26 protein-coding genes and 1 other RNA gene are annotated in these 25581 nt (G+C 59.9%); 14 read left to right on the top strand and 13 right to left on the bottom strand.

The window, feature by feature from the left end; translation table 11 throughout:
• Positions 1 to 3 precede the first annotated feature (3 nt).
• Positions 4 to 723 carry a DUF2182 domain-containing protein gene (locus OLX72_RS15635; RefSeq protein ID WP_433990468.1) on the bottom strand — a complete coding sequence of 240 codons (720 nt, stop codon included), beginning with the start codon at positions 721 to 723 and terminating at the stop codon, positions 4 to 6.
• A gap of 142 nt (positions 724 to 865) precedes the next feature.
• Between OLX72_RS15635 and OLX72_RS15630 the strand changes: the two genes are divergently transcribed.
• The 3 genes from OLX72_RS15630 to ssrA all read left to right on the top strand — a co-directional run bounded on the left by OLX72_RS15630 (position 866) and on the right by ssrA (position 2391).
• Positions 866 to 1609 (top strand): FadR/GntR family transcriptional regulator, encoded by a 744-nt coding sequence (locus tag OLX72_RS15630; RefSeq protein ID WP_114870278.1) that lies wholly within the window; start codon positions 866 to 868, stop codon positions 1607 to 1609.
• A gap of 39 nt (positions 1610 to 1648) precedes the next feature.
• Positions 1649 to 1999: a DUF4345 family protein gene (locus OLX72_RS15625; RefSeq protein ID WP_114870279.1), complete on the top strand. Its 351-nt coding sequence runs from the start codon at positions 1649 to 1651 to the stop codon at positions 1997 to 1999.
• Between the two features lie 44 nt (positions 2000 to 2043).
• Positions 2044 to 2391, top strand: a transfer-messenger RNA (tmRNA) gene (ssrA, locus tag OLX72_RS15620).
• 282 nt (positions 2392 to 2673) lie between these two features.
• On the opposite strand, the gene OLX72_RS15615 is transcribed toward ssrA, so the two are convergent.
• Positions 2674 to 3426 carry a VPLPA-CTERM sorting domain-containing protein gene (locus OLX72_RS15615; protein ID WP_433989040.1) on the bottom strand — a complete coding sequence of 251 codons (753 nt, stop codon included), beginning with the start codon at positions 3424 to 3426 and terminating at the stop codon, positions 2674 to 2676.
• Between the two features lie 211 nt (positions 3427 to 3637).
• On the opposite strand from OLX72_RS15615, the gene OLX72_RS15610 reads away from it, so the two are divergent.
• From OLX72_RS15610 to OLX72_RS15595, 4 genes are all read left to right on the top strand, one after another.
• The gene (locus OLX72_RS15610; protein WP_433989039.1) at positions 3638 to 4468 is read left to right on the top strand and encodes a glycosyltransferase; all 831 of its coding nucleotides are present in this window, start codon (positions 3638 to 3640) and stop codon (positions 4466 to 4468) included.
• Between the two features lie 119 nt (positions 4469 to 4587).
• A complete protein-coding gene (locus OLX72_RS15605; RefSeq protein ID WP_114872272.1) occupies positions 4588 to 5403 on the top strand; it encodes a chromate resistance protein ChrB domain-containing protein in 816 nt (271 codons plus the stop codon).
• On the top strand, positions 5400 to 6659 hold the full coding sequence (chrA, locus tag OLX72_RS15600) for a chromate efflux transporter (protein ID WP_114870283.1): 1260 nt from the start codon (positions 5400 to 5402) through the stop codon (positions 6657 to 6659). The genes OLX72_RS15605 and chrA overlap by 4 nt, the downstream gene beginning before the upstream one ends.
• 79 nt (positions 6660 to 6738) lie before the next feature.
• On the top strand, positions 6739 to 7221 hold the full coding sequence (locus tag OLX72_RS15595) for an SspB family protein (RefSeq protein ID WP_433989038.1): 483 nt from the start codon (positions 6739 to 6741) through the stop codon (positions 7219 to 7221).
• A gap of 32 nt (positions 7222 to 7253) precedes the next feature.
• Here the strand turns inward: OLX72_RS15595 and OLX72_RS15590 are convergent, their stop codons facing one another.
• The gene (locus tag OLX72_RS15590) at positions 7254 to 7826 is read right to left on the bottom strand and encodes a hypothetical protein (RefSeq protein ID WP_254684583.1); all 573 of its coding nucleotides are present in this window, start codon (positions 7824 to 7826) and stop codon (positions 7254 to 7256) included.
• Between the two features lie 190 nt (positions 7827 to 8016).
• Between OLX72_RS15590 and fumC the strand changes: the two genes are divergently transcribed.
• From fumC to OLX72_RS15575, 3 genes are read left to right on the top strand one after another with little or no spacing between them, the layout of a single operon-like run.
• The gene (fumC, locus tag OLX72_RS15585) at positions 8017 to 9408 is read left to right on the top strand and encodes a class II fumarate hydratase (RefSeq protein ID WP_114872274.1); all 1392 of its coding nucleotides are present in this window, start codon (positions 8017 to 8019) and stop codon (positions 9406 to 9408) included.
• Entirely contained in the window at positions 9405 to 9581 is a 177-nt protein-coding gene (locus tag OLX72_RS15580; RefSeq protein ID WP_114870285.1) for a DUF4169 family protein, read from the top strand. The genes fumC and OLX72_RS15580 overlap by 4 nt, the downstream gene beginning before the upstream one ends.
• Complete coding sequence (locus OLX72_RS15575) at positions 9578 to 9796, top strand: ribbon-helix-helix domain-containing protein (protein WP_114870286.1); 219 nt, start codon at positions 9578 to 9580, stop codon at positions 9794 to 9796. The genes OLX72_RS15580 and OLX72_RS15575 overlap by 4 nt, the downstream gene beginning before the upstream one ends.
• Positions 9797 to 9838: 42 nt before the next feature.
• On the opposite strand, the gene OLX72_RS15570 is transcribed toward OLX72_RS15575, so the two are convergent.
• Genes OLX72_RS15570 through OLX72_RS15560 form a run of 3 tightly spaced genes read right to left on the bottom strand, consistent with a single transcriptional unit; the run spans position 9839 to position 13239 of the window.
• Positions 9839 to 11191 carry a cytochrome P450 gene (locus OLX72_RS15570; RefSeq protein ID WP_114870287.1) on the bottom strand — a complete coding sequence of 451 codons (1353 nt, stop codon included), beginning with the start codon at positions 11189 to 11191 and terminating at the stop codon, positions 9839 to 9841.
• On the bottom strand, positions 11188 to 12432 hold the full coding sequence (locus tag OLX72_RS15565) for a hypothetical protein (protein ID WP_114870288.1): 1245 nt from the start codon (positions 12430 to 12432) through the stop codon (positions 11188 to 11190). Before OLX72_RS15565 ends, OLX72_RS15570 begins: the two co-directional genes overlap by 4 nt.
• A 54-nt stretch (positions 12433 to 12486) precedes the next feature.
• Positions 12487 to 13239 (bottom strand): cytochrome c biogenesis CcdA family protein, encoded by a 753-nt coding sequence (locus OLX72_RS15560; protein WP_433989037.1) that lies wholly within the window; start codon positions 13237 to 13239, stop codon positions 12487 to 12489.
• 104 nt (positions 13240 to 13343) lie between these two features.
• Between OLX72_RS15560 and OLX72_RS15555 the strand changes: the two genes are divergently transcribed.
• Positions 13344 to 13580, top strand: a complete 237-nt coding sequence (locus OLX72_RS15555) for a sulfurtransferase TusA family protein (protein ID WP_114870290.1) — start codon at positions 13344 to 13346, stop codon at positions 13578 to 13580.
• A gap of 73 nt (positions 13581 to 13653) precedes the next feature.
• On the opposite strand, the gene OLX72_RS15550 is transcribed toward OLX72_RS15555, so the two are convergent.
• From OLX72_RS15550 to purC, 6 genes are all read right to left on the bottom strand, one after another.
• On the bottom strand, positions 13654 to 16389 hold the full coding sequence (locus OLX72_RS15550) for an Rne/Rng family ribonuclease (protein ID WP_433989036.1): 2736 nt from the start codon (positions 16387 to 16389) through the stop codon (positions 13654 to 13656).
• Positions 16390 to 16876: 487 nt separating this feature from the next.
• A complete protein-coding gene (locus OLX72_RS15545; protein WP_114870292.1) occupies positions 16877 to 18211 on the bottom strand; it encodes a sigma-54-dependent transcriptional regulator in 1335 nt (444 codons plus the stop codon).
• 6 nt (positions 18212 to 18217) lie between these two features.
• Entirely contained in the window at positions 18218 to 19978 is a 1761-nt protein-coding gene (locus OLX72_RS15540) for a sensor histidine kinase (protein ID WP_114870293.1), read from the bottom strand.
• Between the two features lie 36 nt (positions 19979 to 20014).
• A complete protein-coding gene (gene purQ / locus OLX72_RS15535; protein ID WP_433989035.1) occupies positions 20015 to 20683 on the bottom strand; it encodes a phosphoribosylformylglycinamidine synthase subunit PurQ in 669 nt (222 codons plus the stop codon).
• Positions 20683 to 20913, bottom strand: a complete 231-nt coding sequence (purS, locus tag OLX72_RS15530) for a phosphoribosylformylglycinamidine synthase subunit PurS (RefSeq protein WP_114870295.1) — start codon at positions 20911 to 20913, stop codon at positions 20683 to 20685. The genes purQ and purS overlap by 1 nt, the downstream gene beginning before the upstream one ends.
• Before the next feature lie 62 nt (positions 20914 to 20975).
• Positions 20976 to 21737 (bottom strand): phosphoribosylaminoimidazolesuccinocarboxamide synthase, encoded by a 762-nt coding sequence (purC, locus tag OLX72_RS15525; RefSeq protein WP_114870296.1) that lies wholly within the window; start codon positions 21735 to 21737, stop codon positions 20976 to 20978.
• 160 nt (positions 21738 to 21897) lie between these two features.
• On the opposite strand from purC, the gene OLX72_RS15520 reads away from it, so the two are divergent.
• Positions 21898 to 22221, top strand: coding sequence for a DUF1476 domain-containing protein (locus OLX72_RS15520; RefSeq protein WP_433989034.1), 324 nt, complete (start codon positions 21898 to 21900; stop codon positions 22219 to 22221).
• Positions 22222 to 22426: 205 nt separating this feature from the next.
• Positions 22427 to 23443 carry a betaine--homocysteine S-methyltransferase gene (bmt, locus tag OLX72_RS15515; RefSeq protein WP_114870298.1) on the top strand — a complete coding sequence of 339 codons (1017 nt, stop codon included), beginning with the start codon at positions 22427 to 22429 and terminating at the stop codon, positions 23441 to 23443.
• Positions 23444 to 23554: 111 nt separating this feature from the next.
• On the opposite strand, the gene OLX72_RS15510 is transcribed toward bmt, so the two are convergent.
• Entirely contained in the window at positions 23555 to 24643 is a 1089-nt protein-coding gene (locus tag OLX72_RS15510; RefSeq protein ID WP_433989033.1) for a PA0069 family radical SAM protein, read from the bottom strand.
• Between the two features lie 208 nt (positions 24644 to 24851).
• Here OLX72_RS15510 and OLX72_RS15505 point away from each other — a divergent pair, with 208 nt between their 5' ends.
• Positions 24852 to 25550 (top strand): corrinoid protein, encoded by a 699-nt coding sequence (locus tag OLX72_RS15505; protein ID WP_114870299.1) that lies wholly within the window; start codon positions 24852 to 24854, stop codon positions 25548 to 25550.
• The last annotated feature ends 31 nt before the right edge of the window (positions 25551 to 25581 follow it).

Below are 25581 nucleotides of genomic sequence, written 5' to 3'. Positions count from 1 at the left end.
CCTTTAAATCAGTGTCGTGTACGGGGCCGCCATCACGGCGCATCCGCCCGCGATCAACGCAAATCCCATCGGTTTCGTCACATAATGCCCGATCTGGGGCAGTTTTTCGATCACCATGAACAGCGTCGCCAACCCCATCCACAACAGGCTCATCACCCCGCCGACAAAGCCAAGCACCATGAAGCCCCAGCAACAGCCCACGCAGAACGCGCCCAATCCCAGCCCCATACGCATGCCGCCGCCAAATCCGGTCCGCCAGTGGCCCAGAAAATACATCATCGGGCTGTGGCAAACGCCGTGGCATACCTCTTTGGCGCGGGTGAACTGGAACGCCCCGACCGCGATCAGCAATCCACCGGCAAACCAGTGCGATGTGGCGATGCCCAGCATGTCGATCGCGCCGGAAAACAGCAGCGCCAGTTGCACCAGCGCAATCAGCGCCGCAAACCCGACCCAGACCACGAAATAGCCCAGCAATACGCCCAGCCATCCGGCCCGGGTGCCTGTGGCGCTGGTCATCAGATCCTCGTAGCTGCGCAGGGTCGGCACCAGCGTCGGCAGCATCATCGCCGCCATCATGATCGCCCACATCCAGAACAGCGGGCCGAAAGTGGCCATCGGCATGTACATGTCCATACGCGGATCCATGCCCTGCATCGCCTGCCCCATCGGTCCCGGGCGCCCCAGCAGATCCAGATCCATATCGGCGCTCATGGAATACATGACCCACCATGCCGCCAGAATGGCCGCAAAAAATCCGATCCACAAAATATTGCGTACAGGTGTCAGGCTCACCGAATTCTCCCGCATGTTCGCCGACTCAAGGACTTGCCTTTTTAATGTCAGACATTTAATTGTCTGACAAATGAAAATTGATCCAGACAACCCCGCAGACCTGTCGGCCCAGATCGCCACCGCCATTCGCGACGCGATTATGTCCGGCGCGCTGATCGTTGATGCCCGCCTCCCGTCCGAGGCCGAACTGGTCGAACAGTTCCAGGTGTCGCGCCCCACCGTGCGCGAGGCCCTGAAACGTCTGGCGGCCCAATCCCTGATCCGCACCCAGCGCGGTGCCTCCGGCGGCGCCTTTGTCAACCGGATCAGCTTTGAAGACGCCTACAACCAGCAAATCACCACATCCACATTGCTGCTCAGCATGAACGCGGTCAGCTTTGAAACCGCGTGCGAAGCGCGTTACGCACTGGAACGCGCCTGCGCCCCGCTTTCGGCCACGCGCCGCAGCGCCGATCATCTGGCCACGATGCGCGCCGAAATCCACCGCCAGTCCCAGCCTGGCCTGACGGACGAGGCGTTCTGCGCCTCTGATGTGGCGTTTCACCGCGCGCTGGTCGATGGCGCAGGCAATCCCGTGCTCAGCTATCAACTGGCGGGCGCTGTCGAAGCGATGCAGCCCCTGATGAACATGATCACCTTTACCGCCCGCGACCGCGCGCGCATCGTGGCGCTGCACACCCGCATCGCCGATGCGCTGGAAACACAGGACGGCGATGAAACCAGCGCCGCGCTGTCCGCGCTCGAGGCCGAGACCCAGGCCCTGGCCCAAAGCGTCTTTGCCGCACGTAAAAGCGCGGGCGCACGCGAAAGCTAGGCCCTTGCCGCGCGCAGCACGCAGCGCTACCTGCATCTCATGACAGATACTCTCAACATCGTGGCCGCGCTTCTGACCATCGGCTTTGGGCTTTTCGGCTTTCTTGCGCCGCGCTTTACTGCCGCTGCGCTAGATCTGGCGCCCACCACATCCACCATGGGGCTGTCGGAAATGCGTGCTTCGGTCGGCGGGCTTTTCGTCGTGGCGGGTGCGGCCGCCCTGTGGATCGCAACGCCGCTGGCCTATGCCATGGTGGGGTTTTGTTTTGCCGGCGCGGCGCTCGGGCGCGGCCTGTCCCTGCTGCTGGACAGCCCGCCGCTGCGCAAGACCCTGCTGTTCGGCGGGATCGAAGCCGCACTGGCGCTGTGGCTCATCGCGGCCAATCTCTGACACCGCATCTTCATCTTTTCAAAAATACTTGTCGCGCTGCACAAGCAATTGAAACGCAACACGGGTTGTCTTATATAAAAACTGTCCTTCGGGACTATGAACATAAACGCGCTCGTAATACGCGGATCGGACCCGGGGGCGGTACCCGGCGACTCCACCAAAAACCCGTTCATTTGGCGGTCATGGGGTCGAAATAGGATCGACGAACGTCTAAAGGGGTTAGCTTTGTTTCGGCGGGGTGCCACCGTATCGGCCCGAAAAGTACAATTGCAAATGACAATCGTGCTCCGGTAGCCGTTGCTGCGTAAGCAGTAACCAAACCGAAACTTAAGCCCTTGCGCCTAGCAGCGTAAGGCGGGGTTCGCAGGCACCTGGCAACAGAAGCCTGCACTTTCAACATATTTTTTCGCCGGCGGCCCCGAACACTCACAGAAACGTGAAATTGGCTTGCTTGTCCCGTTTCAAAGTGAGCCTAAACTCTATTCAATGAAACATTTCATAGTCACTCTCACCCTCATTCTCTCGGCTCCGGTCGCGGCGACTGCTGCGTCCTCGCCGCCCGAACAGGGATGTGGCGGTCGCTGAACCTGACCGTCACAAGAGACCCACACGAAAGAAAAGCGCCCCGAGGTCCGGGGAGCTTTTCACGTGAATACATAAGCAAATAGGTCGAATTATGCCGCTGCGGCCCCTTTTCGGGCCTTGCGCCGGCCGGCAAATCCCAGACCACCGATCGCGGCACCCAGCATCAGAACCGAAGCCGGCAGTGGCACGGCCGATACTTGAATACCGTCAACGGAAAACCCGTCATTCAGGCTGTACTGGTTTCCGCCAAGGGATGAAAAATTGCCCAGAACGATATTGGCCGACGACATCTGCTGTCCGAAATCGATAACAACCAGCTTGGCGTTCCCGTCCGGCAGTTTACTGCCTGTGCGCAACTCTTCCACCATGCCGCCTGCACTGATCCGCAAAAACGCGCCCACATCGCTGGCATCGTTCAGGATAAAGGATATCGCATCGAATCTGGATCCGATGGACACATCCCAGGACATGCCCCAGGTGTCGTTTGAATCCAGAAACCACGAACCACCTGTCGGAACGGTGTTTTCACGCCCGAAAACGTTGCTATCGCGCAGGGCCAAAGTTTTCCCTGTGTTGCCCGGCAACCCTGTCACGGTACCACCGCCACCAGTGCCACCCAGTGTCGAGAACGTCCCGACGGCAGTGCCAAATCCGTTGGCCACTTCACCTTCACCCAGCGTACTGCCCAATTGCTCGAAATCCTCGCCCACATTGGGGGCCAGACCGAAGCCTGCGTTGTAAGACGCAGCATCAAAGATCGAAACTGTAATGGAAGAAGCTTGGGCGCTTGCAGTGCTGACCAGCACAATCGTAGCGGCCGAAACCGTTTTAAGAAAAGTCATGATACACACTCGCTAATAAACCAATTGTGGCAGAAATAAGGAACCTGCATCAACCTGACAATCCAAGGATCAGGAACATTCTGTTTCCGAAAACGATCCAAAGGGCCACAGCGGCGGCGGGCAAAGCCTTGCCGAGCCTGCATTTGTCCGTTCCGTTCCGCAGATTTCATCTGTAAACCATGCGCATACAAACAAAATTCCGGGCAGCGCCATGCATTTTTCAATTGTCATTCCGGTTTTCAACGCCGGATCGAAAATCGGAAAAACCCTGTCAGGGCTTCTGGCGCAAACCTCGGTTCTGGATGGGCGCGACAGTTTCGATTGCATCGTCGTCGATGGCGCCTCGAGCGATGACACGCTGGATCATGTGGCTGGCTTTCAGGACGACCGGATCACCGTGATCTCGGAACCCGACAAGGGCATGTATGATGCGCTGGCCAAGGGTCTGGCGCGCACAAAGGGCGACGTGACCAGCTATTTGCCGGCGGGTGAAGTCTTTGATGAAAACGCTTTTGCAGTCGTGTCCGACGTGCTGGGCCGGTTTCCCGATATCAACTGGCTGACAGGGCGGTCCGTCACGCGCAATGCAGACGGCGTGATCACCGATTCCTTCCTGCCGCATCCGTTTCAACGGCGCTACATCGCCTGCGGCATGTACGGCACCCGCCTGCCCGCCCTGCAACAGGAAAGCACGTTCTGGCGGGCCTCCCTGACGCAGGAAATAGATCTGGATGCCTTGCGCCCACTGAAGCTGGCGGGCGATTACTTTATCTGGAAAACCTTTGCCGAAAATCACGATCTCTACGTGGTCAACAGCCATCTCGGGGCGTTTTCAATCGAACAGGGTCAGTTGTCGCAGCAGGTTCGCGGCGCCTATCGCAAGGAATTGCGCACCCTGCGCCGCCGCCCGACGTTTATTGAACGCGCAGGTGCGCTGGTCCACCGGTTGCGCACCAAGTACAGGCAACCAAGGAAAAACGCACCGCGCCTGATCCGCTATGATCACGGTGCAGCCTGCTGGGTGATGAAAAACAAAGGCTGACCTGCCCCTTGACCTGCGCCCTTTGATCCGGCCATCATGGCGCATGGGGTTCAACTGCGAACGCCCCGTGAGGCGCAAGCCGCAGGTTCGCATGTTTCCGCACAAAAAGGATGCATGCCATGGCTGCCCCCAATGAAATCACCCCGCCCCAACTTCTGCGCCTGATCGGAACACCCGATGCGCCCGTGATCGTCGATGTTTCGATCGATCCCGATTTTGCCGCCGACCCGTTTCTGATCCCAGGTGCCATCCGCCATCCCCATACCGACATTCCCGGCCTGATCGCCCGCCTGAACGGGCGCGCCTGCGTGATTGTCTGCCAGAAGGGCCACAAGCTTAGTCAGGGTATGGTCGCATGGCTGCGCAGCGCGGGCGTGGCCGCCGAATACCTGCAAGGCGGCAATTTCGGCTGGCGCGACCTGAAGAACGCGCCGCGTATTCCGGTTGCCGCCATTACTGTTTCAGCAGACCAATCCACGCTGTGGGTGACCCGCCACCGCCCCAAGATCGACCGGATCGCCTGCCCGTGGCTGATCCGTCGTTTCGTCGACAGAACCGCGCGGTTCCTGTTCGTGGCCCCGTCCGAAGTCGACGGTGTGGCCGAGCGCTATGGCGCAACGCCCTTTGATGTCGAAGATGTTTTCTGGTCCCATCGTGGCCCGCTATGCACCTTTGATACAATGCTGGACGAATTTGGTCTGCGCACGCCCGCGCTGGATCGTCTCTCAACCGTGATACGCGGCGCGGATACCAACGCCCACGATCTGGCCCCCGAAGCCGCGGGGTTGCTGGCGTTTTCGGTCGGCCTGTCACGGCAATACCGCGATGATACGACCCAGTTTGAGGCAGGAATGCCGCTTTATGATGCGCTCTATCGCTGGGCGCGCGATGGCGCGGACGAAGGCCATGACTGGCCCGCGGATCGCAATTCATGAACGCCCCCGATCTGTCCGAACTCACCCGCGTTGCCGCCCGGATCGGGCTGTTGTCTTTTGGCGGCCCCGCCGCCCAGATCGCCCTGATGCACAAGGAACTGGTGGAAGATCGCAACTGGCTGGATGAACCGACATTCCTGCGGGCGCTGTCCCTGTGCATGTTGCTGCCCGGCCCCGAGGCGATGCAACTGGCCACCTATGCCGGCTGGCGGCTGCATGGTGTGCGCGGCGGGTTGATTGCGGGTGGATTGTTCGTACTGCCCGGTGCGCTGATCATTGCGGCGCTGGCACTGGGGTATGCAACCTATGGGCAATTGCCGCTGGTGCAGGCGCTGTTCATCGGCATAAAGGCAACGGTGATCATAATCGTCTTGCAGGCGCTGCTCAAGGTGGCGCGCAAGGCGCTGACCTCGCGGGCGGCGTGGATGATCGCGGCGCTTTCCTTTATCGCGATCTTTGCCTTTGGTCTGCCGTTCCCGCTGATCATTGCCTGTGCCGCACTTTGGGGATACGCCACGGCCCGTGCAACACCTGTGCAGGCTCCGCCTTTGCCTGCGGCCACGACGCGACAGGGCCTGGTGCGCACAATCGCGATCTGGGGCAGTTTGTGGCTGTCACCTCTGGCCGTTCTTGCGCTGACCGGTCACAGCTTTCTGACGCAGCTTGGCCTGTTCTTTGCAAAACTTGCCGTGGTGACATTTGGCGGGGCCTATGCCGTTCTGGCCTATATGACACAAACCGTGGTGGCCGATTACGGCTGGATCACCACAGCCCAGATGATCGACGCGCTGGGGCTGGCCGAAACCACCCCCGGACCGCTTATTCTGGTGACCGAGTTCGTGGCCCTTCTGGCCGGTTTTTATCAGGGCGGATGGGGGATGGCGTTTGCAGCGGGCGCACTGGCGCTTTGGGTGACGTTCATACCCTGTTTTCTATGGATTTTTCTGGCCGGCCCTCTGCTGGATCAGATCGCGACACGCCCGCGTCTGGGCGCTGCCCTGACAGCCATCACCGCGGCGGTGGTGGGTGTGATCCTTAATCTGTCGCTGTGGTTTGCCCTGCATGTTGCATTTGCCGACGTAAATCAGACCGCAATAGGCCCGCTGTCACTGCCGGTGCCCGATCTTGCCACGCTCCAGCCTGTGGCACTGGCTCTGATGGGGCTGGCTGCACTGCTGCTCTTGCGCCTTGATCGGGGCCTGCCTGTGACGCTGGCAATCACGGCTGCCTGCGCCGGCTTCATTTCGGTGATCTGACCGGCGCAATTGATCAAGTGGTCTTTTGTTTCGGATCGAATCCCCTATGCTGGTGTCAACACCATTCAGAGGGTAAGCCATGACCCGTTCTATTGATTACGGAAACCTGATGCACCGCGCCATGCGCGGGCTTATCCAGAATGTATTGCAGGACGTGGCCGAGAACGGGCTGCCGGGCGAACACCATTTCTTTATCACCTTTGACACCGGCCACCCTGATGTCGAACTGGCCGATTGGCTGGCCGACCGGTATCCCGGCGAAATGACCGTTGTCATGCAGCACTGGTATGACAACCTTGAGGTGACGGACGAAGGGTTTTCGATCACCCTGAATTTCGGTGACGCACCGGAACCGCTTTATATTCCCTATGACGCGATCAAGACATTTGTCGATCCGTCGGTGGAATTCGGCCTGCGCTTTGAAAACCACAACGACGACAGCGCCAACAGCGATGTTCTGGCGCCTGCGACGCTGGAACTGGCGCAATCCGAAAAAGGCGACAAACCCGTCAAGGACAAGGACGCGGACGTGGTGTCACTCGACAGTTTTCGCAAACCCTGACAGGGTCGCGAGACTTACAGTCACCCGGTCATCTAGCCTTCGACGCGTTCCAGATAGGCGCCCAGTTCCCGGTGAACGTGGCCATCCCGCATGCTTTTGAATTTCAGTTCCAGCCCGCCTTCGACAAGGGTGCGGTCGAATTGCTGGATCTCGTATTCTCCATCGTCATAGACATAGAGGGAAAACACGGTCAGCGTATCATCCTCGATCCGGCCCCAGACATAGGGTTCTCCCTTCATCGGGTCCAAAGGCACGGCCTTGCCAAACACATTGTTTTTCATCGCCGCGCCATAGACGCCGTCCCGTTCGCTTGGCTGAAACTCGACCGAATAGGATTTCGCCTTAAGCGTCCCGTCAGCGCGATAGGTGCCGGTCGTCCAGTCGACGGTAAACCCCGCCTTTGTCGGCGCGATCTTTACATTCAGATCCCGCTGGATCGTCTTGCCACCCGACTCGAACGAAACCGAACCGGTATAGGTGCCGGCAAACCGGTCAATCTGATTGGCAAACGCCATCTGGGCGGCCATCGCCAACGCCAACGCCATGACCAGCCCCAAAATGCCAATCAACCGGAAACGTTCTGATCCAAAAACGGAAATCATCATGGTCTTCCTTTTCGTGGCGACATTTACACGCGGGATACGCATTTACAGCTTACACCTCTATATGTGGGGCCAGATCACCATCAAGGCAAGGGTGCTGTGCCCGCCCTGCGCCAATTGGCCCATATCTGCGCGATTGCCTTGATCCATCCGTATGGGTAAACCGCACCCAACACTGGAATTGGAGAATATGATGGCCCAGACCCGCACAGAAACCGACAGCTTTGGCCCACTGGAAGTCCCCGCTGACAAATATTGGGGGGCGCAGACGCAGCGTTCGATCATCAATTTCCCGATCGGCTGGGAAAAACAGCCCATCGCCATCGTGCGCGCCCTTGGGGTGATCAAAAAGGCCTGTGCGCAGGCCAATGTCGCCTCGGGCAAGCTGGACGCGACGCTGGGCAACGCGATCATTCAGGCCGCTGGCGAGGTGGTAGAGGGCAAATTTGACGATAATTTCCCGCTGGTCGTCTGGCAAACCGGGTCGGGCACCCAATCCAACATGAACGCCAACGAAGTGATCGCCAACCGTGCCATCGAGCTTCTGGGTGGCGTGATCGGATCGAAAGACCCGGTTCACCCCAATGATCACTGCAACATGGGGCAATCCTCGAACGATACGTTCCCAACCGCAATGCACATTTCAACCGCCATGACGGCCCGCGATGTCACCCTGCCCGGTCTGGAAAAACTGCATGCCGCGCTTCAGGCCAAGGTGCGCGAATTTGACGGCATCATCAAAATCGGGCGTACCCATACACAGGATGCCACCCCGCTGACCCTCAGCCAGGAATTTTCCGGCTATACCCATCAGGTCGCGATGGGCATCCAGCGGATCAAGGATGCGCTGGGGCGGATTTACGAACTGGCGCAGGGCGGCACCGCCGTGGGCACCGGTCTGAACACCGCCAAAGGCTGGGATACCACCGTCGCCGCGAACATGGCCGACATCACCGGGCTTCCCTTTATCACTGCCCCCAACAAATTCGAGGCACTGGCGGCCCATGATGCAATGGTGGAAATTTCGGGCGCGCTGAAAACCGTGGCCGCGTCGCTGTTCAAGATCGCCAATGATATCCGCCTGCTGGGGTCTGGCCCGCGCTGCGGTCTGGGCGAACTGATCCTGCCCGAAAACGAACCCGGCAGCTCAATCATGCCGGGCAAGGTGAACCCCACCCAGTGCGAGGCCCTGACACAGGTCTGTGCCCATGTCATGGGCAACGATGCCGCCGTCGGCTTTGCCGGATCGCAGGGGCATTTCGAACTGAACGTCTATAAGCCGATGATGGCCTATAACGTGTTGCAATCCATGCAGCTGATCGGCGACGCGGCCAGCGCGTTCACCGACAATCTGGTGGTCGGCTTGCAGGCCGATCCGGTGCGCATCGAAAAACTGATGCGCGAATCCCTGATGCTGGTCACGGCGCTGGCCCCGGAAATCGGCTATGACAACGCCACCAAGGTGGCCAAGACGGCGCACAAGAACGGCACCACCCTCAAGGAAGAAGCGATTGCACTGGGCTTTGTCGATGCCGAAACATTCGAACGCGTGGTGCGCCCCGAAAACATGATCGGGCCGAAATGACCACGCCGGTCAACCTGAACAAGGCCCGCAAGGCCCGCGCCAAGACGGCGCGCAAACAGGCGGCGGATGAAAACGCCGCAAAGCACGGGTTGACCAAAACCCAGCGTGACCTGAACCGCGCGAAGGCAGATCGCGCGGTCAGCCAACTTGACGCCCACAAGCGCGAGACATGAGCGCGCGGCCAAAAAAACGCTCTCTCACCTTGCGCGGGCACCGCACCAGCGTGTCGCTGGAAGATGAGTTCTGGACTGCCTTTGTGCAGATCGCGCAGGAACGAAACATGCCGATCAACGCGCTGGCCGCCAGCATTGATGAAGAACGCGGCACCGAAATCGGCCTTGCTTCGGCAATCCGTGTGTTCGTGTTAAAGGCACTAACCAACCGCTAGCTGATGGGTGGCACTCTGGCGGACCCTACCAGACCTGCGCCCCTAACGCCGGCTGATCCGCAGCCATATCCCGTCCATGGACCGTACCGTCAGATGCGCCACCGGCACCGGATCGCGCCCGTTTACCACTTCGAACCGGAAATGCCGCACAAGGGTGGACAGCAAAACCACCCCTTCGACCATGGCAAAACCCGCCCCAGTACACACGCGCGGCCCGGCGGAAAACGGGATATAGGCCGTACGCTGGCAGGATTTGCCATTTTCGGTCTGCCAGCGCGACGGGTCAAATTCGTCCGGCGCGTCCCATAATTCTGTGTGGCGGTGCAGATGCCACGGGCTGATCACCAGTTGCGCGCCTTTTGGCACATCACGGTCGCGAAACCGCTCTTGCTGTGTGGCCTCGCGCACCATCATCGGCACCGGCGGGTAAAGCCGCAAGGTTTCGCGAAACACATCGCGGCTGATCCGCAACCCGGACAGCAGTGCAAAATCGCACTTTTCCAGCACCTCAGCCTCGGCGGCGACACGATCCTGCCAGTCGGGGTAAAGCGCCAGCAGATAAAGCGCCCAGGACAGGGCCGACGCGCTGGTTTCATGCCCGGCCAGAAAAAAGATCGCGACCTGGTCCACCATCTCCTGCGTTTCAAAGCACGCGCCGGTTTCCGGATCGGGTGTTGTCATTATCTTGGTGGCCAGATCATCAGGGGCGCTGCCATCGCGGATCGCGCGCATCCGCTCTTGCGTCAACTGGGTGATCAGGCTGCGGATGGCGGCGGCGGTGCGTTTGGTGCGCCGCCGGAAGAAGCGCGGCATCCAGCGCGGCACCGGCACAAAAGCCGCCAGATTAAGGATCGGCTGGCTGCGCTGATAGGTTTTGAACTGGTCAAAAACCTGCGCCGCGATCCGGTGTTCGATGGGAATGGAAAACAGCGTGCGAAAAATCACATCCGCCGCCGCGTGGCTGGTTTCGGCCTCAACCTCCACGATGCCATCACCCTGCGCCGCAAGCCGCCCCACCGCCGCCTGCGCGGCCTCCCAGATCGCGGGAAACGTGTCTTTCAGGCGCCCGCCTTCAAAGGCAGGATCAATGATACGGCGCTGGCGTTTCCAGACCTCGCCGTTTGTCAGGAACACCGATTGGCCCAAAAGCGGGCGCAAGCCTTCGCCGATCCGGTCCGATTTAGGGAAGTCATCGGGGCGCTCTTTCAACACCGTCTGGATCAGATCCGGCTGGTTCAGCAGGAAACTGCGGAAAAACGGCGTGCGGAATTCGGCCATCTTGGCGCGGTAAAGCCGCGCCGGCTGGGCCGACAGTATATCGGCACGAAACAGGCGCGCATAGCGCCACAGCGATACCTTGTCGGCGCGCGCGGGCGGTTTGGGCGGTGTCGTCATGCGGCGACCGATGCGTATTTGGACACCGGCGTTTCGATCCGCGAACGGGATGCGGGCCGCCCCGCATAGCGGTCTTTCAACGTCACCGGCCCTGCGGTGATCCGGAAGTAATCATAGTCCCTTGGCCGGTCGAACGCGCACAGATACTGGAAATGCAGCCGGAAAAACCGCCAGCGCAACTCTTTCCAGCGCGCGGCACTCAGGCTTTGGGTAAAGGCCGCTGAAAATACCAGAGGCCAGCGTTTGCCTTTCGTCGCGACCCCCGACACCGCCACCGGATCGCACAGCGCAAAGGCGCACCCGTCCCCCGGCGCCGAAACATCGACCCACACCAGTTCATTCCGCGTTGACAGAAACTGTAAATCGGCGCGCAACCGGTGCGCCCGGGGCAAGAACGACACCATCGGCACCACCTGCCCCAGCGACAGAAACGCCAGATGCGGCCCCTTTGGCGGCACCCGCCCTGCGCGGATCAGATCCGACAGGATCGACACGGCCAGATGCGCCCCCGAAGAATGACCCACGACCAGAACCTCGTCCACATCGGTATCCAAAGCGGCGGCAATCGCATCGCCGAATTGCGCCATGCGCTGTTCCAGTTCGGGAGGATAGGCACCGCGCGATTGCGCTGAATAGGCGTAATCATGCATCAGGTAATAGGCGAACAGCTTGTTGTCTTTGGCCTTGAACCAGCGCAGCGCCGCCACGGCTGCACCCAGCCCCGCCACCAGCGCCAGTGCGTTACCGGCCACTCCGGCCGACGGCATTACCGCATCAATCCCACGCGCCAGACCGGCCCGCACCAGCGCGGCCAGCGCGACCGCCAGCGCCAGTTGCCCCAGCAACATGCCCACCGGATAAAGCGCCGCGATCACCGGCCCTTTGCGCAACCGCATCAGCCGCCACAACGCACCGGTGCTGAAATAGGTCCACGCGGTGCGCACCAGTTGCGCATAGGTTCCCGGAATGGTGCCAGCCATGCTGGCGCGCACGATATCGGACCACAGAAGTACATCGAATTCCGCCGACACCTGCGCGCCGTCCATATCGCCCGCAACGTGCCAGCCAAAGGTATCACCTACTGTTTTCGGTTTCAGATCAAGGCTGTATCCGGATATCTTCGCCTGATCCGCGCCTTCGCGCCGATACAGTTCACGATAGCGGCGCGGGTGAAAGGGATCATAACCGGGAATATAGAAAACCCGCCTTTTGCGCACCTGATTGGGTGGGGTCCTGTCCATCCTGCTCCTCGCTCTGGCGCAAGGCTAGCGCGATTTTCCGGCAAGAGTAAGGCTCTATCCAAGCGTCGCCAAGGCAGGGAAGCGTTCCAGCAACCAATAGGAAAACGAACTGAATGCCCCGGTGACCAGCGCCAGACCGACAAGGATCAGCAACACACCCATCATCCGTTCGATCAGCTTCATATGCGGCTTTAGCCGGTTCATCACGCCCATCGCGCGGGTCAGGAACATTGCCGCCAGCAAGAACGGCAGGCCCAGACCCAGCGCATAGATGCCCAGCAACATGGTGCCGCGCGCCACCGAAGCCTCGGATGCGGCAAGCGACAGGATCGCTCCAAGCTGCGGCCCGATGCACGGTGTCCAGCCAAAGGCAAAGGCCAGCCCCAGAATATAGGCGCCGAACGATGTGCCGCCGTGATCACCGGCTTCAATCCGCGCCTCGCGGTCCAGAAAGGGAATGCGGAAAATACCCAGAAAATGCGCCCCGAAGATAATCACAACCACGCCTGAAATCTGCGCGAAAAGCTGTTGGTTTTGCAGGAAAAACGCCCCGAACGCCGACGCGGTAAAGCCCAGGAACAAAAACACCGTCGACAGGCCCAGAACAAAACACAACGCCGCCACAACCGCCTTGCGCCGTGCGGCTTGCGACCCTTCGATCTCGTTCAGGCTGACCCCGCTCATATAGGCCAGATAGGGCGGCACGATGGGCAGCACGCAGGGCGACAGAAAGCTGATGATCCCGGCTGTCAGCGCCACGATCATTCCCGGCAAAAGCCCGGCGTCTATGATGTCAATTCCAAACATATCCCGTCCCTTACGCGACACCGCGCACGGCGTCACGCCCCTGTCGCATCGCATGCGGTCACATCTGTGTGGACAGGATGTAACATCCCGCTTATCTGGGGACCATGACCCAGATCACCGATCATCTAGACGCCACCGGATTGCTGTGCCCCCTGCCCGTACTCAAGGCCCGCAAACGGCTGAAATCCCTGCCTGCGGGCGCAGTTCTGGCATTGCGGGCCGATGATCCCGCCGCCGTGGTCGATGTGCCGCATTATTGCCTGGAATCGGGCCATACCCTGCTCGACACCACCGATGCCGATGGGGTCCAGACCTATCTGATCCGGAAATCCGGCAGCTAGGCTTTTGCGCCCCAGCTACGAAAAAGGGCAGACCAGCGGCCTGCCCAAATTCTGTATCATCGTCAATTCCGGATCACTTGCCCAGTGACCACCAGCCTTTGCGCTTTGGCTTGGCCGGTTCACTTGACGCGACCGGTCCGACAGGTTCCGGCACCGGTTCGGGTGCGGGTTTTGCTGCGGGGGCCGGTGTCGGGGCCTGTGCGGCCTTGGATTCGGGCGCAGGAGCGGCATCAACCGGTTGCGCCTTGGCCGCGTCATTGACCGACGCGTCCGGTTCTGCATCGGCTTTCGGCTTTTTGGCCCGCGGTGCCGCAGGTTTGCGGGTGCGTTTCGGCTTGGCCGGGGCGGCTTCGGCGTCTTCTGCCTTCACCTCGGTCGCATCGGCCTGTTCGGCAGCAGCCGGTGCAGCTTCGGCTTCGGCCTCGGCCTTTTTGGCGGCTGCAGATTTGCCCTTGGCCTTGCTTGTCGTCGACCGTGTGCGCGTTGTTTTCTTCTTCGGAGCAGGGGCGTCCTCGGCCTTGTCATCTTCTTCGGGCGCCGGCGCGTCTGCATCAGCGGATGCGTCCTTGGCCGTCACGGTTTCCGCTTGTGCCGGCGTAGCGTCGCCCTCTTCGGTCACATCGCTGTCGCCATCTGCGGACGCACCGTTGGTGTATCCCTCGCCATTGTTCTTGCTGCCGCCACGCCGCCGCGATCTGCGCCGACGTTTGCGCTTGGGTTTGCCATCGCCTTCGCCATTGCCATCCTGCGTTTGCACGTCATCCTGTGCCTTTGCGGCGGCCTCGCTTTGCGCTTCGTCTTCGTCGATCTGATCCATGATCGATGTATCCACCGACACCACATGAGCAGATGCAGCGGGCACAACACGGGTGGCCGTCTTGAATTTTTCCAACGCGAAATCAGGGCTGACCAGATGCGGATCGCCCTCAACCCGCACAGACAGGCCATAGCGGGCCTCGATCTGGGCAATGTGTTCGCGTTTCTGGTTCATCAGGAAATTGGCAATGCCGACCGGTGCCTTGACCAGCACCTCGCGCGAGCGGCGGCGGGTGCCTTCTTCTTCGATCTGGCGCAGGATCGACAGCGCAAGGTTGTCGTCCGACCGGATCAGACCGGTGCCATGACAGGCGGCACAGGGCTGTGTCGTTGCCTCGATCATGCCGGGGCGCAGGCGCTGGCGCGACATTTCCATCAGGCCGAAACCGGAAATACGGCCCACCTGAATACGCGCACGGTCGGTTTTCAACCGGTCCTTCATACGCTTTTCAACAGCGGCATTGTTCTTGCGTTCGTCCATGTCGATGAAATCGATCACGATCAGTCCGGCAAGGTCGCGCAGGCGCAACTGGCGCGCCACTTCATCGGCGGCCTCAAGGTTGGTCTTGGTCGCGGTCTCTTCGATCGAACCTTCCTTGGTGGCCCGCCCCGAGTTGACGTCGATCGCCACCAGCGCTTCGGTCACTCCGATCACGATGTAACCGCCCGATTTCAACTGCACCGTCGGGTTGAACATGCCGGCCAGATAGGTTTCGACCTGGAAACGGGCAAACAGCGGCAGGCTTTCGCGATACTGTTTCACGTTCACCGCGTGCGATGGCATGATCATTTTCATGAAATCCTTGGCGATGCGGTAACCGCGTTCGCCTTCCACCAGAATTTCATCGATGTCACGATTGTAAAGATCACGGATCGACCGTTTGATCAGGTCGCCTTCCTCATAGATCTTGGCGGGCGCGATCGATTTCAGCGTCAGTTCGCGGATCTGTTCCCACAACCGTTGCAGATATTCGTAATCGCGCTTGATTTCGGGCTTGGTGCGTTTGGCACCGGCGGTGCGCACGATCAGTCCCGCGCCCTTGGGCACTTCGATTTCCTGTGCGATCTCTTTCAGTTTCTTGCGGTCGGCTGCATTGGTGATCTTGCGCGAAATGCCACCACCACGTGCCGTGTTGGGCATCAGCACGCAATACCGGCCAGCCAGCGAAAGATATGTCGTCAGCGCCGCGCCCTTGTTGCCACGCTCTTCCTTGACGACCTGCACCAGCAAAATCTGGCGTACCTTGATCACTTCCTGAATTTTGTATCTGCGCGGGCGCGGTTTGCGCGGCGGGCGGATATCTTCGATGTCATCTTCGTCCGCTACGGATTCGATGCTGTCATCCTTGGCGGCGGCACTCGCCCCCTTTGCCGGGCTGTCATCGTCATCATCGCCGCCATCTGCCTGGCCGGCGTCTGCCTGTTCGACATCTGCAGCGTCATCGCCTGTTTCGTCTGTCGTCTCTTCTTCGGCACTTGGTGTGTCCACCGGGGTTTCGGCCACCGTTTCCATGGGCGACGATCCTTCCAGATCGTCATCGCCCAGATCAATGGTTTCCATGCCCGAGATTTCGCCGTCCACGTCCTGCGTTTCAACGGCGTCCTTGGAACTGACCGCTTCGGCCTTGGATCGGCTGCGGCTGCGCCCGCGACTGCGGGATTTCGGTTTTTCGTCTTCGTCTTCACGCGCCTTAAGGCTGTCCGCATAGGCCTGTTCTTCGGCCATCAGCGCCTCGCGGTCGGCGACGGGTATCTGATAGTAATCGGGGTGGATTTCCGAAAACGCCAGAAAACCGTGCCGGTTTCCGCCGTAATCCACAAACGCCGCCTGAAGCGACGGTTCGACCCGCGTAACTTTTGCTAGATAGATATTGCCAGCAAGCTGGCGTTTGTTTTCGGATTCAAAATCGAATTCCTCGACCTTGTTTCCATCCACCACAACCACGCGCGTTTCCTCGGCGTGGGTGGCGTCGATAAGCATTTTCTTAGCCATGTTGTCCAATTGCACCTTGGCCCAGGCCCTGATCCCGGGGGATCACTGCACTCGGGAAGGTGACTTGTTCGGGCGAAAACAGGCGCGCGACAGGCGGCGCCCGAAAGGGCCCCTGCTCTGTGTCTCAATACGTCCGCGCGCTTCATCGCGTTTCTTCTCCGATGCTTGACCTGTTCGGGCCAGCACCCGTTTATTTCCTGTTCATCCTGTTAGACGTTCAGGCATTTCATCGGCCCCTTACGGGCCCTATCGGTCTGCCTCGGTCTTGGGCGGCATATCGCCAGCAAGGCCCCGAAACAGCGAATCTCATCCCATGACACACGCGCAAAATCGCGTTGCCATGTCTCTGTTACAATAAAGCCAGCAAAAGAAGAATGACAATGGGCAATGTGCCCGCAATGCGAAATGAGGCCCCACATTTCGTGCAAGACCCGCCAAACCTGTCCGTTTGGCGGGATATCTCGCGATTTCTCAGCCTGTGCGTGTCTTACAGATAGTCAGACCGCTGCAGGCCATACTTGGCCATCTTTTCGTTCAGCGTACGCCGCGGCAGGCACAATTCGTCCATCACCGCAGCAATCGATCCCTTGTGGCGCCGCATCGTGTTGTCGATCAGCATCCGCTCGAATGCCTCGACATATTCCTTCAGCGGCTTGCCTTCGGTGGTCATAACCGGCTGCATATCCTCGTGATCGGACATCAGCAGCGACGCAATTGTTCCGCTGCCACGGCGCGATTGCAGGACAGACCGTTCCGCCACATTGATCAGCTGGCGCACATTGCCCGGCCATGGCGCCTGCAGCAACTGTGCCGCCTCTTGCGCGCTGACCTTGGGTGTATCGCAACCGTATTCTTCGGCAAACTGTTCGCTCAGGCGGGTGAACAGCGTCAGAATATCCTCGCCCCGCTGGCGCAGCGGCGGCACGGTGATGCGCAACGCGGCCAGACGGTAAAACAGATCGGGGCGCAAGACATCCTCGCAGGTCCGGTTCTGTTCCTGAAGGTTGCTGATCGCAACGATACGGGTTTCGGCCGGTGTGCCCTGCTCGTTGATCACACTCAATAATTTGGCTTGCAGTGTTTCGGGCAGCGCCTCGATATCTTCCAGCACCAGCGTACCGCCGCGCGCTTCCTCGATTGCGGGCAATTGCGCATCTTCGGGCTGCATCGGGCCAAACAGGCGCTTGGCCAGCGCGTCGGGCTCCAGCGCGGCGCAACTGACTAGTACAAACTTCTTGCCTGCGCGGCTGCCCACGGCATGCAGCGCATGTGCCACCAGCGTTTTTCCGGTGCCGGTTTCGCCATCAATCAGAACATGGCCATCCGCCTGCCCCAGATCCAGAATATCCTCTTTCAGACGTTCCATAACCGGTGCCGCACCAATCAGCTTTTTCATCAGCTGGGTGCCGTCGCTCAACTCGCGCCGCAGGGCGCGGTTGTCCATCACCAGACGACGCGCGCCGGTGGCTTTTTTCGCCAGCGCCGACATACGGTCGGGGTTGAATGGTTTTTCCAGAAAATCGAACGCGCCCACGCGCATTGCCTCGACCGCCATCGGCACATCGCCGTGCCCGGTGATCATGATCACCGGCAGTGCGCTGTCATTGCCCATCAGCTTCTTCAGAAACTGCATTCCGTCCATGCCCGGCATCTTGATATCGGAAATCACGATGCCCGGATAATCCGGCCCCAGAACCTTCAGCGCGTCTTCGGCGCTGGCGAATGTTTCAGTGTCATATCCCGACAGGGCCAGCCACTGGCTGATCGACTGGCGCATATCCTGTTCATCATCAACAATCGCAATTTTCATCGCTTGTGCCATCACCGGTCACTCCGCTGCTTCAATTTCTTCTTCCAACAGGGGCAGTTGCATTTCAAACACCGCCCCCCCTTTCCGACCGTTGCGGGCCATCAGGCGTCCGCCAAGGTCGTTTACGATCCCCGAGGAAATGGCAAGCCCCAGCCCCACGCCGTCGCCCGCCTGCTTGGTCGTGTAGAATGGCTCGAACAGGGCGTCCAGATCCTCGATTCCGGGGCCGTTGTCACGCACCGTCAGGCTGGCGACACGGCCCGCCGTCAGGATGATATCAACCTGCGGGTTCGGAACCGATTTGGTCGCGTCCAGCGCATTGCGCAACAGATTGACCATCACCTGTTCAATCCGCATCTGATCACCCATGACCCGCACAGGCGCATCAGGCAAAATCCGGTTGATCTCGACCTGGCGTGATTTCAGCTGCGGCTCCATCATCGACAGCGCCGAATTCAGCGCAAGCCCCATATCCACAGGGGAAAATGTCTCGGATCCCTTGCGCGCATAGGATTTCAGCTGGCGGGTAATACCCCCCATACGCTCGATCAGATCATCGATCCGCCCAAAAGACGACATCGCCTCGTCCGGGCGGTTGCGCCGCAGCAGCAACCGCGCCCCGGCCAGATATGTTTTCATCGCCGCCAGCGGCTGGTTCAATTCATGGCTGACCGCCGCCGACATCTCGCCCAAAGCAGCAAGTTTAGAGCTTTGAGCCAGCGTTTGTTCCGCCACCGAAAGCGATTCCTGCACCCGCTCGCGTTCGGCGATTTCCCGCTGCAGTCTTGCATTCAGTGCGCGAAGCTCCGCCGACTCGCGCTGGAACAGCGCCATGCGCAAGGCGTTCTTGCGGCTGAGCGCATAAAACGCCAGCGCCAGCAAGATTGCGAATCCCATGATTTCAAGCGCCAGAACCCCGTTCACCCGTTCGCGCACCGATGCATAGGTGGTGAACGACGCCATGCGCCAGCCGCGAAACGGAATACGTGTTTCAAGCCGCATCACCGCTTCACCCTGCAGATAGGTATCGGCAGGAAGCGCCGTCCAGTCGGCGGTGGCCTGTATCGCGCGTTGGATCGCGCCCTGCGGCGTCTGCTGCGCCAGAGCCTCGCCCTCGATCCGGCCACGCCATCGCGGTTCGGTCGCCAGAATGATGGTGCCTTCGCTGTCCGTCACAAGCACCGCGTCCGAAATGCCCGCCCAGGCCCGTTCGAATTTCTGCAGATCCACCTCGACCACGATCACGCCCAGAACTGCCGCACCGCTTTCAATGCGGCGCGAATAGGTAAACCGGTAGCCGCCGCTTTCGCGCGGGATCACGGAAAACACCGTTGCATTGGACCGGATCGCATCGACGTAATAAGGCTCTGTGCGATGTTGCGATCCCAGCCTGTTGCGGTCGGTCGCTGCCACGGTGCGGCCGCTGCCATCCAGCAGCATCAGGGATTCCGCGCCAATTTCTTCGACAAAGGAAATCAGCCGCTGCGTTGACAGGCTGAAATCTTCGGATTCCAGCGCCGCAATCAATGTCGGATCGCGCGCCAGAAGCTGTGGCACAATCGAATTACGGCGCAATTCGCTCAGCAGGTTGCCGCTGTACAGCGCCAGCCGCAGTTCGGCCCGGTTCTTGGTACTTTCGGTAAAGCGTTCGGTCAGCAGATGGTTCGTGACCCAGACCGTCGCCACCGCCACCACCAGCAACAGCACCAAAGCCAGGCGCACCCGCCAGCTGATCGGGGCTGCCTGCCGCTTGGGCGCAATGTTCAAAAGGTTGGCCATAGGGCCAAACTACGCGCCCCGTGCCACAGGCTCAAGTCACGCTGTCACCAGCGCCCCCGTCAATGCGCGAAAGAGCGCCGCCCCGTCAGTGCCGCCATGGCCCGCATCCGCCGCCCGTTCCGGATGCGGCATCATCCCCAGTACACGCCGGTTTTCCGACAGGATGCCGGCGATATCGGCCACCGAACCGTTGGGGCTATCGGTATAGGAAAACGCGATCCGGTCTTCGCCCTGCAAGCGGGTAATGGTTTCGGCATCAGCGAAAAAATTGCCGTCATGATGCGCAATCGGGATGTTGATCACATCGCCTGCATTATAACCTTGCGTATAGGCGGATTGCGATGTTGCAACCCGCAACCCTATGGTTTTGCATATATATTTCAGACCCGCATTGCGCAGCAGCGCGCCCGGCAGCAAACCGGTTTCGGTCAGTACCTGAAATCCGTTGCAGATGCCCATCACATAGCCGCCCCGCCCCGCATGATCCGCCACCGACCGGCAAATCGGAGAGTTCGCGGCAATCGCGCCACAGCGCAGATAATCCCCATAGGAAAACCCGCCCGGAATGCCGACAATATCCACCCCCTGCGGCAGGGCCGTGTCCTTGTGCCAGACCATGCTGACCTTCGCACCGGCCTTCTCAAAGGCCACCGCCAGATCGCGGTCACAGTTCGATCCGGGGAAAACGACAACCGCCGCGTGCATCACAACACCTCGATCCGGTAGGATTCGATCACCGTATTGGCCAGCAGACGCTCGCACATCTGCCTGATATCGTCCTCGCCGGTGCCCTCGGCCAGATCCAGTTCGATCACCTTGCCCTGACGCACCTTGTTCACACCGGCAAATCCCATCGCCCCCAGCGCGTGGCGTACCGCCTCGCCCTGCGGATCCAGAACCCCGTTCTTCAGCATCACGTGCACTCTTGCCTTCATCTGTTCCCCCGGACCCTTTGCAGCTTCATTTGTCCAAAAATACTCGAATGCCGAACGCCGGCCTAGTTGATCAGCGTCGGTTTGGTGATCGGTGTCGATGTTTTCGGCATCACCCCCAACCGGCGTGCCACTTCGGTATAGGCATCGGTCAGATTGCCCAGATCGCGGCGGAACACATCCTTGTCCAGCTTCTGGCCGGTTTCCAGATCCCACAGGCGGCAACTGTCTGGGCTGATCTCGTCCGCAATCACCAGACGCTGGAAATCGCCGTCGTAAACCCGCCCGATCTCGATCTTGAAATCCACAAGGCGGATACCGACCGCCATCATCACGCCGGAAAGGAAATCATTGACCCGCAGCGCCAGGCTCAGGATATCGTCCATGTCCTGCTGGCTGGCCCAGCCAAAGGCGGCAATATGTTCCTCGGTCACCAGAGGATCACCCAGACTGTCATCCTTGTAGCAATATTCGACGATCGGGCGCGGCAGTGCAGTGCCTTCCTCGATGCCCAGCCGTTTGGACAGGCTGCCGGCGGCGTAATTGCGCACGATCACTTCCAGCGGAATGATTTCGCAGCTGCGCACCAGTTGTTCGCGCATGTTCAGCCGTTTGATGAAATGCGTCGGCACCCCGATATTGGTCAGACCGGTCATGAAAAATTCTGACAGGCGGTTGTTCAGCACGCCCTTGCCTTCGAACACATCTTTCTTTTCCGCATTGAATGCGGTGGCGTCATCCTTGAAATATTGCACGATCGTGCCCGGTTCCGGGCCTTCATACAAAATCTTGGCTTTGCCTTCGTAGATTTTCTTGCGGCGGGCCATATTGAATATCCTGTGCATGGGGCGGGCCGACTCCCCGGCGCCTTTGTCAGTCTCATAGTCCAAGGGACCCGGTGTCGCAAGCGGGCCGCGCCCTCTTGCGCACACGGCCAAGGGACTGCATATCTATAAGGAACTTATCTTCAGTTTCAGGAAGCCAGAAATGACCACATTCGACGAACGCGAAAACGCATTTGAAGCCAAATACGCCCATGACGCCGATATGCAGTTCAAGGCCGATGCGCGGCGCAACAAATTGCTGGGTCTGTGGGCCGCCGAATTGATGGGTCTGTCCGGCGAGGCCGCCGCCAATTACGCCAAAGAGGTCGTGAAGTCCGATTTCGAAGAGGCCGGACACGAGGATGTCTTTCGCAAAGTCTCTGGTGATCTGGGGGACAAGGCAAACGAAGCGACGATCCGCGCGCAGATGGCCAAGCTGATGGCCGAAGCCAAGGCCCAGATCATGACGGAAGTCTCCAAAGACTGATCCCGCCCTGCCGCGCAGTTCGGCAAAACGTTGCAAAACGGGTGATCCGCGCGCAGGCCGGATCACCTTGTAACGCCACGCGTTCTGCCGCCCGCCTCATGATTATCATGAATATTATGAATTTGCCTCATGCGGGCAGACATGGCACACCGCGCGAAAGCGCGGCGCACCCGGGCTGTGAAACCCTCAAAACCGGAACATCCCAATGACTTCTGCTTTTCGCGACATGTTGGCCACCTATGACGTCATTCTGGCAGATGGGGCAACCGGCACCAATCTGTTCAACATGGGCCTGATGTCTGGTGATGCGCCCGAAATGTGGAACGATGAACACCCCGATCGCATTGCCGCGCTTTATCAGGGGGCTGTGGATGCGGGCAGCGATCTGTTTCTGACCAATTCCTTTGGCGGCAACGCTTCCCGTCTGAAACTGCATGGCGCCGAAAAGCGCGCCCATGAACTGTCACGCATCGCCGCCGAAATCGGGCGCGAGGTCGCCGACAAATCCGGCCGCAGGGTGATTGTGGCGGGTTCGGTCGGACCGACCGGCGACATCATGGAACCCGTCGGCACGCTAAGCCACGCAAACGCCGTTGAAATGTTTCACGAACAGGCAGACGGCCTGAAAGAAGGCGGTGCCGATGTGTTGTGGCTGGAAACCATTTCCGCGCCCGAAGAATACCGCGCCGCCGCCGAAGGCTTTGCGCTGGCCGGAATGGACTGGTGCGGCACGATGAGCTTTGACACCGCAGGGCGCACGATGATGGGCGTGACATCCGCCGACATGGTGAAGATGGTCGAAAAACTGCCCAACCCGCCATTGGGATTTGGCGCCAATTGCGGCACCGGCGCATCCGATCTGTTGCGCACGGTGCTGGGTTTTGCGGCCCAGGGCACCGAACGCCCGATCATCGCCAAGGGCAATGCCGGCATCCCGAAGTATGTTGACGGACACATCCATTATGATGGCACACCGGAGTTGATGGGCGATTATGCGGTGATGGCGCGTGATTGCGGTGCCAAGATCATCGGTGGCTGTTGCGGCACGATGCCCGACCATTTGCGCCACATGCGCGATGCGCTGGACACCCGCCCGCGCGACGCACGCCCGACGCTGGATCAGATCACCGCCGCGCTTGGCGCGTTTTCATCGGCCAGCGATGGCACCGGTGATGATGAACCCGCACCGCGCCGCACCCGCCGCGGCCGCGCACGGGCCTGATACGGGCCTGATACGGGCCGCTTTCGCATGCGAAACAAAAAACGCCAATGCCTTGATATCGCTCAGCCGAATCATGCACCTTAACCGACTGTAAATGGTGTGTTTTTCAGATCAAAGCAGCGTTAACTGATCCCCAGCTCTGGCCGGAACCCGAAACAGATCGCAGCGCAGTTCGGGCTGTTTGTGATGCAGCCCCAAACGGCGGCTGGCCAGTTTGAACCGTTGCGCCACCATCTCAGCATAGGCGCCCTCGCCGCGCATCCGGTGGCCCCAGCGCGCGTCGTAATCGGCGCCGCCATGCATTTCGCGCACCCGCGCCATGATACGGTCCGCGCGGTCGGGATAATGCTCGGCCAGCCAATCCTGCCATAGCGGCGACACCTCGCGCGGAAGGCGCAGCATGATCCAGCTGGCGCTGGTCGCACCGGCACTGCGCCCCGCACTCAGGATCGCTTCAAGCTCGGGATCGGTCAGGGCCGGAACGACAGGCGACACCATCAGCCGGACAGGTACTCCGGCCCGCGACAGGCGTTCGATCACCTTCAGACGACGCGCCGGGGCGGGCACGCGCGGTTCCATCAAGCGCGACAGGCGCGTATCCAGAGTGGTCACAGAAATGCCCACCCGTACCAGACCGTCCGCTGCCAGTTCAGCCAGAATATCAATATCGCGTTCGATCAGCGTACCTTTGGTCACAATCGCGACCGGATGGCGGAACCGCTTTAACACAATCAGACAATCCCGCATGATACCGTGATTTTTCTCGATCGGCTGGTAGGGATCAGTGTTGGTGCCAAAGGCAATCGGGGCCACGCGGTAACCGCGCGCACGCAATTCGGCATCAAGCCGCTGCGCCGCATCCTTTTTTGCCACAAGCCGCGTTTCAAAATCCAGACCCGGTGACATCCCCAGATAGGCGTGGCTGGGGCGCGCAAAGCAGTAGATGCAGCCATGTTCGCAGCCGCGATACGGGTTGACGGACCGATCAAACGGCAGATCGGGCGACCGGTTATAGGTAATCACCCGTCGCGGGTCTTCGATGCTGACATGGGTGCGCAACACCGGCATTTCTTCGGCCAGATCCCAGCCATCATCTTCGGCAACGTGCTGAAAACGCTCGAATCGGCCAGTGACATTGCTGGCAGCGGCGCGTCCTTTCGCGCGATGTTTCGGGTCAAAGCGACTGGAACCTGTGGTCATGCCCTCATTTAGAACATTACGGGAACATTTGCCAGAAAAACTGCGCGCTTCCGGCCACATGCCTGCCAAAAAAGAACGTTTTCGCAGGCATTCGGTCGGTTGCAGCGCCAGCCATGTCGCAATTCGCAAAGTGGAACTGTGACAAAATGCCAAAACGGGCAGAACACTAAACGCCGCGCTGCGTGCGCGAACATTAAGGGAATGCCCCATGTCAGACGAAGACGACATCATCCTGTCAGAGCTGGACGACGAAGAACTGGTCCAGCAGATGTTTGACGACCTGTATGACGGTCTGCGCGAAGAAATCGAAGAAGGTGTGAACATTCTGCTTGAGCGCAAGTGGGAACCCTATGACATCCTGACCAAGGCGCTGGTCGGCGGTATGACCATCGTGGGCGCGGATTTCCGCGACGGCATCCTGTTTGTCCCCGAGGTTCTGCTGGCTGCGAACGCGATGAAGGGCGGCATGGCCATCCTGAAACCGCTGCTTGCCGAAACCGGCGCGCCCCGCGTGGGCAAGATGGTGATCGGCACGGTCAAGGGCGACATCCACGATATCGGCAAGAACCTTGTCGGCATGATGATGGAAGGCGCGGGTTTCGAAGTCGTCGATCTGGGGATCAACAATCCGGTCGAAAACTATCTGGAAGCGCTGGAAAACGAAGGCCCCGACATTCTGGGCATGTCCGCCCTGCTGACAACCACGATGCCCTATATGAAGGTTGTGATTGATACGCTGGTGGAACAGGGCAAGCGCGAGGACTATATTGTTCTGGTTGGTGGCGCCCCCCTGAACGAAGAGTTTTCAAAGGCGATCGGCGCTGACGCCTATTGCCGCGATGCGGCCGTAGCCGTGGAAACCGCCAAGGAATGGATGGGCCGCAAACACAATTCGGCCAAAGCCTGACGGGCAAAAACAGACGCTTTTTGCGGCCCGT

The organism is Sulfitobacter sp. TBRI5 (genome assembly GCF_051013555.1).
Lineage (GTDB): Bacteria > Pseudomonadota > Alphaproteobacteria > Rhodobacterales > Rhodobacteraceae > JL08.
This window is presented reverse-complemented; position numbering and strand designations above follow the sequence as displayed.

Bases quoted from the DNA above. Each gene is read 5' to 3' on its own strand.
- OLX72_RS15635 (WP_433990468.1), bottom strand. From the start codon at position 723: ATGTATTCCATGAGCGCCGATATGGATCTGGATCTGCTGGGGCGCCCG.
- OLX72_RS15630 (WP_114870278.1), top strand. From the start codon at position 866: ATGAAAATTGATCCAGACAACCCCGCAGACCTGTCGGCCCAGATCGCC.
- OLX72_RS15625 (WP_114870279.1), top strand. From the start codon at position 1,649: ATGACAGATACTCTCAACATCGTGGCCGCGCTTCTGACCATCGGCTTT.
- OLX72_RS15615 (WP_433989040.1), bottom strand. From the start codon at position 3,426: ATGACTTTTCTTAAAACGGTTTCGGCCGCTACGATTGTGCTGGTCAGC.
- OLX72_RS15610 (WP_433989039.1), top strand. From the start codon at position 3,638: ATGCATTTTTCAATTGTCATTCCGGTTTTCAACGCCGGATCGAAAATC.
- OLX72_RS15605 (WP_114872272.1), top strand. From the start codon at position 4,588: ATGGCTGCCCCCAATGAAATCACCCCGCCCCAACTTCTGCGCCTGATC.
- chrA (WP_114870283.1), top strand. From the start codon at position 5,400: ATGAACGCCCCCGATCTGTCCGAACTCACCCGCGTTGCCGCCCGGATC.
- OLX72_RS15595 (WP_433989038.1), top strand. From the start codon at position 6,739: ATGACCCGTTCTATTGATTACGGAAACCTGATGCACCGCGCCATGCGC.
- OLX72_RS15590 (WP_254684583.1), bottom strand. From the start codon at position 7,826: ATGATGATTTCCGTTTTTGGATCAGAACGTTTCCGGTTGATTGGCATT.
- fumC (WP_114872274.1), top strand. From the start codon at position 8,017: ATGGCCCAGACCCGCACAGAAACCGACAGCTTTGGCCCACTGGAAGTC.
- OLX72_RS15580 (WP_114870285.1), top strand. From the start codon at position 9,405: ATGACCACGCCGGTCAACCTGAACAAGGCCCGCAAGGCCCGCGCCAAG.
- OLX72_RS15575 (WP_114870286.1), top strand. From the start codon at position 9,578: ATGAGCGCGCGGCCAAAAAAACGCTCTCTCACCTTGCGCGGGCACCGC.
- OLX72_RS15570 (WP_114870287.1), bottom strand. From the start codon at position 11,191: ATGACGACACCGCCCAAACCGCCCGCGCGCGCCGACAAGGTATCGCTG.
- OLX72_RS15565 (WP_114870288.1), bottom strand. From the start codon at position 12,432: ATGGACAGGACCCCACCCAATCAGGTGCGCAAAAGGCGGGTTTTCTAT.
- OLX72_RS15560 (WP_433989037.1), bottom strand. From the start codon at position 13,239: ATGTTTGGAATTGACATCATAGACGCCGGGCTTTTGCCGGGAATGATC.
- OLX72_RS15555 (WP_114870290.1), top strand. From the start codon at position 13,344: ATGACCCAGATCACCGATCATCTAGACGCCACCGGATTGCTGTGCCCC.
- OLX72_RS15550 (WP_433989036.1), bottom strand. From the start codon at position 16,389: ATGGCTAAGAAAATGCTTATCGACGCCACCCACGCCGAGGAAACGCGC.
- OLX72_RS15545 (WP_114870292.1), bottom strand. From the start codon at position 18,211: ATGGCACAAGCGATGAAAATTGCGATTGTTGATGATGAACAGGATATG.
- OLX72_RS15540 (WP_114870293.1), bottom strand. From the start codon at position 19,978: ATGGCCAACCTTTTGAACATTGCGCCCAAGCGGCAGGCAGCCCCGATC.
- purQ (WP_433989035.1), bottom strand. From the start codon at position 20,683: ATGCACGCGGCGGTTGTCGTTTTCCCCGGATCGAACTGTGACCGCGAT.
- purS (WP_114870295.1), bottom strand. From the start codon at position 20,913: ATGAAGGCAAGAGTGCACGTGATGCTGAAGAACGGGGTTCTGGATCCG.
- purC (WP_114870296.1), bottom strand. From the start codon at position 21,737: ATGGCCCGCCGCAAGAAAATCTACGAAGGCAAAGCCAAGATTTTGTAT.
- OLX72_RS15520 (WP_433989034.1), top strand. From the start codon at position 21,898: ATGACCACATTCGACGAACGCGAAAACGCATTTGAAGCCAAATACGCC.
- bmt (WP_114870298.1), top strand. From the start codon at position 22,427: ATGACTTCTGCTTTTCGCGACATGTTGGCCACCTATGACGTCATTCTG.
- OLX72_RS15510 (WP_433989033.1), bottom strand. From the start codon at position 24,643: ATGACCACAGGTTCCAGTCGCTTTGACCCGAAACATCGCGCGAAAGGA.
- OLX72_RS15505 (WP_114870299.1), top strand. From the start codon at position 24,852: ATGTCAGACGAAGACGACATCATCCTGTCAGAGCTGGACGACGAAGAA.